This window comes from Pseudocitrobacter vendiensis, assembly GCF_943590815.1.
GTDB classification, from domain to species: Bacteria; Pseudomonadota; Gammaproteobacteria; order Enterobacterales; family Enterobacteriaceae; genus Pseudocitrobacter; species Pseudocitrobacter vendiensis.
Map to the genome: position 1 here is coordinate 1 of NZ_CALSBS010000055.1, position 9,990 is coordinate 9,990.

Consider the following 9,990-nt stretch of genomic DNA (forward strand, 5'->3'; position numbering starts at 1 on the left):
CACGTTAAGAGATCCGATACCCAGCAACTGCGCGGCTTTGCGCAAGCTGCCAACCCCTAGAAACAGCATTTTCGTGGTTCTCGAAACTCGGCTGTTTCAGCCGTGCAATATGAGAGTGGTTTTCGAGAAAGCAACATGCCATACCAGCACTAGCGCGGATCTGATTCTCATTGAAGCCTCTCAAAAACGATCGTTTGCGAGAAGCTAGACCATGCCAGCGGCTTACCGTACGATTTTTTCCGTTTTCTGAGGTGACCCCATGATGGAGCCACTACGCCCCCTCTTCATCGGGTTGACTCTACTGTTCCTGGGATTGGCATTCCGCAAGCTCTACCTGGTGCCACAGGTTTGTACGCCAGGTACACCCTGCGCCGATCCGCGCACGCTCGTGCGACAGCGACTCGTGTTCTGGATCGTCAGCGTGCTGCTGCTCGGCCTATTGGCCGTGCCGTGGCTCGCCCCGCTGTTCTACTGAAGGAGATTAACCATGCGCAAACTGCTGATCGCCGTGCTTTTCGCCTTGCCCTTCGTGGCGCTGGCGGCTCCCCCGAAAACCGTCACGCTCGACGTGCAGAACATGACGTGCGGACTCTGTCCGATCACGGTCAAGAAGTCGCTGGAGAAGGTGTCCGGCGTGAGTGACGTCCAGGTCAATTTCGACCAGAAGACGGCGACCGTCACCTACGATCCCGATAAGGCCCAGCCCGAGGCACTGACTGAGGCGACCGCGAACGCGGGATACCCCTCCACAGTGCAGAAGTGAGGTCACGATGAGCGCCATTGTCCTTGAGTCCGTGCTGACTTGCCCGCGCTGCGGCTTCGCCAAGCCGGAAACCATGCCCACGGACGCCTGCCAGTTCTATTACGAGTGCAGCAACTGCAAGGCGCTGCTGCGCCCCAACCCAGGGGATTGCTGCGTTTTCTGTTCGTTCGGCTCGGTGAAGTGCCCGCCGATCCAGCAGCAGCTTGGGTGTTGCTCATAGCGTTTAGGGGGATCACAGGTCGTCGTCTGGATTACGCAGTGGCCGCAGCTCGCCGCGCGCAACTTCTTCCGGTACCGCAAAGGAATACCGCCCGAGCATGTTGATGTGCTCGTAGATCAGCGGCGATAGCCGGGCCAAATCCTCTTCCAGCACTGGATAGCCGTGCTGCTTGAGCCGTTCCACGGCCGCCGTCATGTAGAGGGTGTTCCACAGCACGATGATGTTCACCACCAGGCCCAGAGCACCGAGCTGGTCTTCCTGGCCTTCGCGGTAGCGCTGGCGGAGCTCGCCGCGTTTGCCGTGGAACACGGCGCGGGCCAGGCTGTGCCGGCCTTCGCCTCGGTTCAACTGGGTCAGGGTGGCGCGGCGCTTGGACTCGTCGTCGATATAGGTCAACGTGTGCAGAGTCTTTTCGATCCGCCCGAATTCGGCCAGCGCCTGGGCCAGCCGGGTGGGTCTATCTCCCGTTTGCAGCGTGCGCATGATGCCAGTCGCCGGCACCCGGCCGAGTTTGAGCGAGCCGGCCAGGCGCAGCAGGTCGTCCCAGTGCTCGGCGATCAGGTCGAGTTTGACCGACTGGCGGGCCAGCCCGTTGAGCTTGCCGTAGTCCGCGTCCGGGCGCGTGCGCCAGAAGCGGGTACCGCCGACATCGGCCAGCCGCGGACTGAAGTGGTAGCCAAGTAGGCGGAAGAGCCCGAACACCACATCGCTGTAGGCCCCGGTGTCGGTCATGATTTGCGTCGGCTGCAACTCGGTCTGCTGTTCCAGCACGACCGCCAGCAACACCAGGCTGTCGCGCAGCGTGCCGGGCACGGTGATGGCGTTGAGGCCGGAGAATTGGTCGGAAATCAGGTTGTACCAGGTGACACCCCGGCCGGTGCCGAAATACTTCGGATTGGGGCCGGCATGCACGGTGCGCACCGGTACGACGAAGCGCATGCCATCGGCGGAGGCGACCTCGCCGCCACCCCAGACTTGGGCCAGTTCCAGTTGGCTTTGCGCTCCGACCAGGATGGCGTTAGCCGCTGACAGGGTGTCGTCGCGGATATAATTCTGGCTGACCCAGGACAGCCGGTCACGGCGCAGCGCCGGGTTGTCGGTGCGGATCAAGGGCTCCAGGCCGGTGTTGCAGGCCCCGCCCAACAGCACCGCGCAGAGGCTGGTGACCAGGTTGTCGGCGCGTGCATTGCGTTCGGAGACATGGGTGAAGGCCTCGGAAAAGCCAGTGCGGGCGGCGATTTCCAAGAGGATTTCCGGCAGATCGACACGCGGCATCAGGTCAGACACGGCCGCCCGCAGTTGCAGCAACGAGCAGGGCTCGTCCAGCTTGTCCAGCGCCCCGAGCGACAGTTCGGTCTTGCCCTCGGTGTTCTCGCTCAGTTGAATCGCCGGGTTGTCGGGCAGGCGCGCGGCTACTGCCAGCCAGGTTGCATCCAGCTCGACGGACAAGGCGTCCAGGGTGGTTTTGGCGTCGATGGTCAGGCCCAGTGACCGGCAGATGATCGGTCGCGCCGCCAGCCATTCGGCACCGTCGAGCAGGCCAAGACGCGGGTCGGCATAGCGCCAACTGGGCGAGACGAAGACATCGTGGCGGCGCAGGGCCGTGCGCAGCGCATCGAGCGTGCAGAACACATAGGCACCCATGTCGAGGGAGCCATCTTCGCGGGTGATGTGCTTCTGCCAAGCCTTGGCCACGATCTCCTGCGGCGCGTCATCCTCTGGCTTCCGGCGCGGCAGGTTCAGTTGCAGCCACTCCAGACTAGCCGCCACGCCCTTGCCGGCCGGGCTGAAGCCGAAGCGGATGTGCTTGAGCAGGTCGGGCAGGAAGCGGCGCACGCTGCGGTAGCGCGCTTCCAATGCAAGAAAATAGACGTCATCTACCGGGCGGATCAGCGCGTTGACCTCTTCCAGGGCCTTTTCCAGGGTGGTCCTCGGCAGGTCGTTGAACAGCCGGGCGCGCACGTTGTCATCGCTGATCGAGCTGTCCAGCACGACCTTGCACGCGGCGGCGAGCGTCGCGGCCGACCGATCCAGGTCTTTCAGGCTGCGCATGCGGGCTTTCTTGTCGGCCTTCTCCGCGTTGCTGAACAGGTCGCGCAGCAAGGCCTCCAGGACTTCCAGTGCGTCGTCGTGCGCAGTCGCCTCCAGGCAGAGTGCGAAGGCCACCAGTGTCGCCATCCGCCGCGACGCCGGCAGCCGATTAATCGCGGTGACCTTGGCCGTGTTGGCGAAGCGGGCCAGGGCGGCGATACGGCTGGGAGGGATGTGCGCCGCCGCCGGCAAGGTGATGCCGATGCCGCGCACGTCATCGAGCCGGCGCAGTGCCCGAATCAACGCGGGGCCACTGACCATGACCGGGCCGGAGCGCAATTGATCCAGCCGGGAGCTGCGGTTGCCTTCGGCCACCGTCAGCAAGTCTTGCAGTTGCAATCGCTGTTCCTCAGTCACGCTGCGGCCCAGCGTAAACCAGAGGCGTTCTTCGACCCGACTGCGCAACTGGGCGATAAAGCGCTCTAGTTGAGACACACCAGGCAGGAGGACTTTCTGTGTGAACAGCCACGAGGTGGCTCGCTCAAACAGCACTCCCGGCCGGTCGGTGCCCGTCCAGCAGAGGGCATACAGCCAGCGGCTCAAGCGAAAGCCGATGCCCGGATCGGTGAAATGACGATAGCCAAAGCGGTTCTGAATATCGGTGGCATGTATCCAGCGGCGATGATCGCTATAGCGCTGGAGGCAGTCGGGGTCTGGAATCGCCAGTTGTCGGCAAAGCACCTGCAGGACTTCCACCGGCACGGCGGCGGGCTTGTCCGGCAGAACGCCAACGAAGCGGACGGTGGTCAGCAGAACGGCATAACCCAGACGGTTATGGTTACCCCGCAGCACCTGGATGGCTTCACGGTCTTCATCGCTCAGGTGGAAGTAACGTTCCAGCTCTTCACGGCTGGGCGAATCAACATAGCGGCCAAAACCGTCGCGTTGCTCTTGAGTCAGAAAACCGACCGGCATTGATCACAGCACCTCGACGCAGAACACGGCGGGCGTGACGATCCGCGTGCGTTCGATGTGCCCGCGTTGCAGCAGGCCGGCGCGGCGATCACCGGTTACCAGGTAGTCCGCATCGCCCGCCAAGGCCATGGCCAGCAAAAACGAGTCATCCGGATCATCGGCTTCGACCTCGATGGTCAGGCGCTCCAGTACCACAGCCCGTTGCAGGTTATTGATCATGGCGCCCACCTTGGCGGGCTGTAGGATGGCCTGAAGCTTGGGATAGCGGCTGGCTCGACGAATTTCATCGAGTTGCATCCGCGAGGTCACCACCTCGAAACGCGCCGCCCGCCAGGCACGGTAGATCGCATCGGGCGCGCCATGTGGCGAGATCAGGGCGCTGAACAGGATGTTGGTATCCAACACGACCCGCATCAGCGCTTACGTGCCCAGTCGAGCGCTTCGTCAACCGCGTTGGTCAATTCTGCCTCACTCAGATGGGCGTTAGCGGCCTTGGCCTGCTCAGCGCTCAGCTCCAGGATGTGTGCCCGTACCGCTTCTTCGATGAAGCGCGACAGGTCGCCCTTACGGCCGCCGCCCTGGCTGGCCAGAAACATCCGAAGCGACTGGTCGGTGTCGGCCGAGACGGCGACATTCCAGCGAATGGTATTCATAGCGTTCTCCGCTAATAGGTGTTTGTGTGTTTATACGCCAATCACAAAGGGCGATGCAATGGTTCGACAAAACGAAGGTTTTGCCGAACTCTATCGAGGAATGGCTCGGTTCGTTAAGCTCCCCGCGCTACGGTTCAAATAACTGGTACGCTTAATCAAAGTTCAACTATTACTAACGTAGTCGAGTAAACAGTACTTTTGATGAAGATCGGTTATGCGCGAGTGAGCACTCGGGATCAGAAAGCCGACCTACAAGTCGATGCCCTGAAACAGGCCGGGTGCGAACGCATCTACCAAGACATCGCCAGCGGCGCGAAAAGCGCCCGGCCGGAGTTGGACAAACTGCTGGCCAACGTGCGGCCGGGTGATGCCGTGGTGATCTGGAAGCTGGATCGCCTTGGGCGTTCCCTCAAGCACCTGGTCGAGTTGGTCGGCGAGCTGGCAGAGCGCAAGGTCGGCTTACAGAGCCTGAATGACCCCATCGACACCACCCACGCCCAAGGCCGCCTGGTGTTCAACCTGTTCGCCTCGCTGGCGGAGTTCGAGCGCGAGCTGATCCGCGAGCGGACTCAGGCGGGTCTGCCGGCCGCACGGGCGCGTGGCCGGATCGGTGGCCGTCCCAAGGGCCTGCCAGCCAAGGCTGAGGCCACCGCCATGGCGGCCGAAACCCTCTACCGCGAAGGTCGCCTGAGCGTCAGCGCGATCGGCGAGAAGCTGCACATCTCCAAGAGCACGCTGTACAGCTACCTGCGCCACCGTGGTGTCGAGATCGGCGCGTACCAGAAGAGCGCCAGGTCACGCGACCAGCAGCCTTCGGCCGCGTCGCCGGCAGAGCCGCCCGCCGCCGAGCGGGTGGCCACCGTCACCCTGCGCCTCGCGGTGGTGAATAACAGCAAGTTCGTGCGCGGCCGGAAGCGGGCCACGGAGAACATTGAGCGCTACTGCCTGGAGCCCTATGGCATGAAGCGGCTGGATGCCGGCCACTATGAGTTGACCATTCCGTATCGGAGCGACGATGAGCTGGACAAGAGCGTGCATGACCTGCTGACCGAGATCAGCCAGGAGGCCGACATGCGCAACTGTTTTGTCGAGATGGGCGCCTGGGAAGAAGACACCGAAAAGCGTTGGTAGGGCTTACGTTGGTTTTTGGTTCCATTGCTCCCCAAACCCCTCCTTCACCGGCACAAAGCCAGGTTCACGTTTCCAGTACAGGCCCAGCCGGTCTAGCGTTTCCTGCACCGTCATTGCCCGCAACGAATCCAGCAGCGCGGGCGGAAAGGATCGACGGGCGCGACTCATGACAGCCACCCGATGAACTGGACGAGGGGGCCGCGCCGTTCAGGCGCTACTCAAAGGCAGGCGCTACTCAAAGGCAGGCGCTACTCAAAGGCAGGCGCTACTCAAAGGCAGGCGCTACTCAAAGGCAGGCGCTACGCGCCGGGCGTAGGCTTCGCCATTAGTAATACGCATGGACTTGGGACACCCGCCCGGAAGGCTCCGCCATTAGTAATACGGACGGACTTTGAACACCTCACGATCAGCCCTCCCCGCCTGTAATACGCATGGACTTGGGACACTCTCCCGGCTCTGCGATGTAGCGCCCGGCAGCGGTCTTGCTAATGCCCATCTGTGCAGCAATGGCCCGCACGCTCAGACCCTGCGCCTTGAGGGCCAAAGCCTGCGCCTGCTTGGCGCTGGCTGCTTCCAGATAGGAAGCACGATCGACAGCCCCAGCGGCACGTCTGCGGGCTTTCTCGCGCTCGCTGTGGCGCTCTGCGGCCATGTCCCGGCTGATGAGCGTGCGCAGCTTGCGCTGCTCGTCGTCGGTGATGTGAAACAGGCTGATAAGCGTGTCGTTCTTGGGCGTGTAGAGCGGCGCAAACTGCTTGCCGCCGAACTCCACCTTTTCCCCGGCTTCGTGGGCCTTGGCCTTGGCGTACAGCGTCATAAGCTCGGCGCTGCGGTAGTTCCACCGTGGGTCAAGCTCACGGGCCAGCGCGGCGGCCTCGTGGTACATCTGGCCGGTGTGCGTCGCACCTGACAGCAGCAGGAAATTCAGCCGCCAAAACAGGTGCTGCATCCGCTCGCCCTCGGCCACGCCGCCGCGCAGCGCGGCCAGCGTGCGCAAGTCCTCCAGACGATCCCACGCCAGTTGCCGCCCGTTGAGCGTGCGCAGGTTGCCGGTTTGGCCGCCCGGCAGCAGCTTGAACTGGCGACGGTCGGCGCGGGCCTTGCGGTCGGCCTCGATGTCCCAGCGGGCCACCGGCAGTAGCGCCTCGGCCAGATACTCGAAGTTGTACCGGATCGGCTCGCCGTCCGGGCCTTGCTCAACGTGGATGACGCGGCAAACCTCGCCGCTCTTGCTGTTCACCGTATTGACCAGCCGCAGCACGCGGCTTGCATCCTTGGCCGCTGGATCAGCGCCCAGCCCGGCCAGACGGTCGATCAGGTAACGCTGGCAGGCATTCCAGCGTGGCAGCGCCTGACGCGGCAAGGTGCCATCCAGCAGCCACTTTGCTTGCACGCCACGGCCAGAGAAAACGAGGATCGACGGCGGCGGCACGCCTTCGTCGTAGCAGCGGAACATGACAGCGGCGGCCAGTTGCTCGGGGCTGCGCCCCTGCGCCCACGGCTCGCGGTAGGTGTCCAGATCGGCGAACAGCAAGCCGATGCGGGCCAAGTTGACCACGCGGCGATTGGGCTTGATGAACTCAGCCTGAGACAGCCAGGTATCCCGGCTGTGGTCGAGCATGGAGAGCACCACGGGCATCTGTGACAGCCGGTAACTGTCCTGCTTCTTGCCGCTGCCCTCGCACGTCGCCATGAGCAACGAGAAAAAGCCCTGCCGGGCTGTGTCGTGATAGCAACCCGCCTCATCGGCTGGGCTGAAAAGTCGTAGCTGTGCCTGTCCCATAACCTTCTTTCCGCTTGTGCGGCAAGAGGTGGGGCGCTACAATGCAAACCGTGTCTGGGTGTTGCCTGTATAGGTTGCGCCTTTGGGTTCTAGCCAGTGCCACCTGACTAGTCCCGCCCCCTGCCAAGCCCCGCTGCCACGCGGGGCTTTGCTTTTTCATCCATCTGAACTCCGCTCCTTCGCTTCCAAAGTTCGCGGAATCCAGCCTTTTGCATTCGCCGTCCAGTGCAGCACGCCATGCTGCCGCAGCACTGCCGCCGCGCCATCGAAAGAGCGAAAAAACCGGATGCCTCCCCGGTACTGGCCGAGAATGCGCCGCTCGTTGCCAACGTGCAGCACGATCACCAGCCCGCGCTCTGTGTTCTCGATGACAGCGCCCTTGATCTCATGCGGTGCGTTCTTCGCAAACGCCTTGAAATGAGAGGGCGGCAGTACCTCCAGACTCAACGGTTCCATTTCAACCATCACTTTATACCCCACGCGCCGTATTTCATCAACATTATTAAATTTCGCCAAATCAAAAATGTATGGACTATAGTCCATGCTTTTGACCCGTCCAGCCGGTTAAGTGATTACTCAATCACTCTTTTCATCAAGTGAGCGCACCAGTTCGCGCAGAATGTCCGTGATGCTGCGCCCGGTCTTGGCGGCGTAAATCTTCAGCTTCGTGTGCTCGGCCCGGTCGAGGTCGAAATTCACCCGGACGGTGGCGGCCTTGTCGGCAAGGTCGGACAAGGTAGGGCCAGCCTTCGCGGCGCTCGGGCGGCCTGCTTTCATGCCAAGTTTCCCGCTACTCATTTTCACCTACTCCTTAATTACTCAAATGGTGCAATTGAGGAAACGGCGCACTTCCTCAGCCAGCGCCCGGATTTCCTCGGCGGCCTCGCTCGTCGGCTCTTGGTCAATGGCCGTGGTGCCGCTGGCCGCGCTGCTCGGGTAGATGACGCGCTGCGTGATGCGCGTTTGCAGGATCGGCAGGCCGTACCCGGCCAGCGCCTCGGAGACTTCCGCACCAATCTTGGTGCCCTTGATCGCACGGGACACCACGAAAGCCGCTTTTAGCTTGCCGTCGGTCAGCTCGATGCGCTGCTTGACCAAATCCACGAGGTCAGAGGTTGCCCAAATGTCGTAGGGCGACGGCTGCACCGGGATCAGCACGCAATCGGCGGACTTCATTGCCGACACGGCCAAGTCATGAGCCTGCGGCGCTCCGTCGATCACAACAAAGTCTTTCCGGGCCACGCTCTTTAGATCGCGCTCGATGGTGGGCCGGTCGATGCCAACCACGGGCACGGGTTGATCCTCGCGGACGGCGGCCCAATCGCGGGCGCTGCCCTGCGGGTCAGAATCAACCAGCAACACGTCTGCGCCGTCGAGTTGCAGGGCGCGGGCAAGGTGGGTGGCGATGGTGGTTTTACCCGCCCCGCCCTTCTGGTTCAGTACAGCAATGACTTGCATATGCGCTCCTTGAGCTATTGAGCGTTTGAGGAAAAAAGGAATTACTCAAGCGCAGTATAGCATATTGAGGATTTGAGTAAATGCACCTTTTGAGGATTTGAAGTCATAAAAAACCCCGCACGCGGCGGGGTTCGGTGGCAGGGCAGGGGAGGGCTTAGGCGGCCTGGTGGATCTCGTCGGCCACCTGTCGGCACATGGCCAGCATGTCGAGCGTGCCCGCTGCGATGGCCTCAAGGGTCGCATCATCCAGCGCCTGCACGATGCTGGTAGCCCGGCGCTCAAGCTCCTGCCGGGCGATGCGCTCCCAGTCGCTGACCTCCAGCAGTGATGCCAATGCAGTTTCATCGGCGCGTCCATACCCGCGTAAAACCTCTGAAAGCGCTTCAGTTGTGGTTGTCATCATCGTCCGGTCTCCAAGCCAGAATGATCGAAAGCGGCCAATCAGCCCAGTCGTGCCGCCTCTGCGGCGATGTGCCCAGCCAAAGCAGACACGAATGTCTTGAGGCTGGTCATCGACGACTGCTCCGTGAAGTCGCCGGTATTCACCGCACTGCGCTCTGCCGCAATGACAGCAGCGGTCGTGTAGAGCTGCTCCTGCACCAATCGCTGACACAGCAAGTCATACCGCGTGAGATACGACGCCCCCTTGAACTCCTCGAAGACCGGGAAGTGCGGCGATGAGTCACGCACCGGCCTGCGGGACTCCGGCGCGTCTTCGACCATCATCAGCCAGCCGACGAAAGGGCGTGGCTGCTTGCCGAACGCCTCTTCACGAAAGGCCGTCCAAAGATCATGGGCCGTCCCGATAGATTCCTCTGTTCGATTGTTAAAGTTGTTACCGAACGAGGGACCTACCTGGCTTTTCAGCTCGATGGCAGCAATCAGCTCTCCCTTGTAGATCACCAACAAATCCCACAGCTTCGTCGGGCGGAAGTAGCCTGGCAGGGTCAGCATCGCTCGATTCTGGTGAATCTCG

Annotated in this window: 13 protein-coding genes and 1 pseudogene; 4 read left to right on the forward strand and 10 right to left on the reverse strand. The window is 62.2% G+C overall.

Annotated elements, in window-relative coordinates; translation table 11 throughout:
- The first annotated feature begins 259 nt into the window (after nucleotides 1–259).
- The 3 genes from NMC31_RS25280 to NMC31_RS25290 are packed head-to-tail and all read left to right on the forward strand — an operon-like array spanning nucleotide 260 to nucleotide 983.
- The gene (locus NMC31_RS25280; protein ID WP_225865360.1) at nucleotides 260–475 is read left to right on the forward strand and encodes a mercuric transporter MerT family protein; all 216 of its coding nucleotides are present in this window, start codon (nucleotides 260–262) and stop codon (nucleotides 473–475) included.
- Nucleotides 476–487: 12 nt separating this feature from the next.
- A complete protein-coding gene (gene merP, locus NMC31_RS25285; RefSeq protein WP_003150552.1) occupies nucleotides 488–763 on the forward strand; it encodes a mercury resistance system periplasmic binding protein MerP in 276 nt (91 codons plus the stop codon).
- 7 nt (nucleotides 764–770) lie between these two features.
- Nucleotides 771–983 (forward strand): GDCCVxC domain-containing (seleno)protein, encoded by a 213-nt coding sequence (locus NMC31_RS25290; RefSeq protein ID WP_003089113.1) that lies wholly within the window; start codon nucleotides 771–773, stop codon nucleotides 981–983.
- A gap of 12 nt (nucleotides 984–995) precedes the next feature.
- Here NMC31_RS25290 and NMC31_RS25295 read toward each other — a convergent pair whose 3' ends face one another.
- Genes NMC31_RS25295 through NMC31_RS25305 form a run of 3 tightly spaced genes read right to left on the reverse strand, consistent with a single transcriptional unit; the run spans nucleotide 996 to nucleotide 4,642 of the window.
- Nucleotides 996–3,989, reverse strand: a complete 2,994-nt coding sequence (locus tag NMC31_RS25295) for a Tn3 family transposase (protein ID WP_033995769.1) — start codon at nucleotides 3,987–3,989, stop codon at nucleotides 996–998.
- Nucleotides 3,990–3,992: 3 nt separating this feature from the next.
- Nucleotides 3,993–4,403, reverse strand: a complete 411-nt coding sequence (locus NMC31_RS25300) for a putative toxin-antitoxin system toxin component, PIN family (protein ID WP_003150546.1) — start codon at nucleotides 4,401–4,403, stop codon at nucleotides 3,993–3,995.
- The gene (locus NMC31_RS25305; protein WP_003089107.1) at nucleotides 4,403–4,642 is read right to left on the reverse strand and encodes a ribbon-helix-helix domain-containing protein; all 240 of its coding nucleotides are present in this window, start codon (nucleotides 4,640–4,642) and stop codon (nucleotides 4,403–4,405) included. The genes NMC31_RS25300 and NMC31_RS25305 overlap by 1 nt, the downstream gene beginning before the upstream one ends.
- Before the next feature lie 201 nt (nucleotides 4,643–4,843).
- On the opposite strand from NMC31_RS25305, the pseudogene NMC31_RS26385 reads away from it, so the two are divergent.
- A pseudogene (locus NMC31_RS26385) lies at nucleotides 4,844–5,392 on the forward strand (recombinase family protein); the annotation flags it as partial.
- 384 nt (nucleotides 5,393–5,776) lie between these two features.
- Here the strand turns inward: NMC31_RS26385 and NMC31_RS25315 are convergent.
- From NMC31_RS25315 to NMC31_RS25345, 7 genes are all read right to left on the reverse strand, one after another.
- Nucleotides 5,777–5,941 carry a hypothetical protein gene (locus NMC31_RS25315; protein ID WP_153302083.1) on the reverse strand — a complete coding sequence of 55 codons (165 nt, stop codon included), beginning with the start codon at nucleotides 5,939–5,941 and terminating at the stop codon, nucleotides 5,777–5,779.
- 238 nt (nucleotides 5,942–6,179) lie between these two features.
- Complete coding sequence (locus NMC31_RS25320) at nucleotides 6,180–7,556, reverse strand: helix-turn-helix domain-containing protein (protein ID WP_033996214.1); 1,377 nt, start codon at nucleotides 7,554–7,556, stop codon at nucleotides 6,180–6,182.
- 156 nt (nucleotides 7,557–7,712) lie between these two features.
- On the reverse strand, nucleotides 7,713–8,099 hold the full coding sequence (gene parC, locus NMC31_RS25325) for a ParC family partition-associated protein (protein WP_011270177.1): 387 nt from the start codon (nucleotides 8,097–8,099) through the stop codon (nucleotides 7,713–7,715).
- Nucleotides 8,100–8,132: 33 nt separating this feature from the next.
- Nucleotides 8,133–8,354 (reverse strand): plasmid partition protein ParG, encoded by a 222-nt coding sequence (locus NMC31_RS25330; protein ID WP_011178357.1) that lies wholly within the window; start codon nucleotides 8,352–8,354, stop codon nucleotides 8,133–8,135.
- Nucleotides 8,355–8,375: 21 nt separating this feature from the next.
- Nucleotides 8,376–9,014: a ParA family partition ATPase gene (gene parA, locus NMC31_RS25335; RefSeq protein ID WP_033996216.1), complete on the reverse strand. Its 639-nt coding sequence runs from the start codon at nucleotides 9,012–9,014 to the stop codon at nucleotides 8,376–8,378.
- 154 nt (nucleotides 9,015–9,168) lie between these two features.
- Entirely contained in the window at nucleotides 9,169–9,417 is a 249-nt protein-coding gene (locus tag NMC31_RS25340; protein WP_033996218.1) for a hypothetical protein, read from the reverse strand.
- Between the two features lie 38 nt (nucleotides 9,418–9,455).
- On the reverse strand, nucleotides 9,456–9,990 hold a 535-nt coding region (locus NMC31_RS25345; RefSeq protein ID WP_033996231.1), incomplete at its 5' end, for a type-2 restriction endonuclease.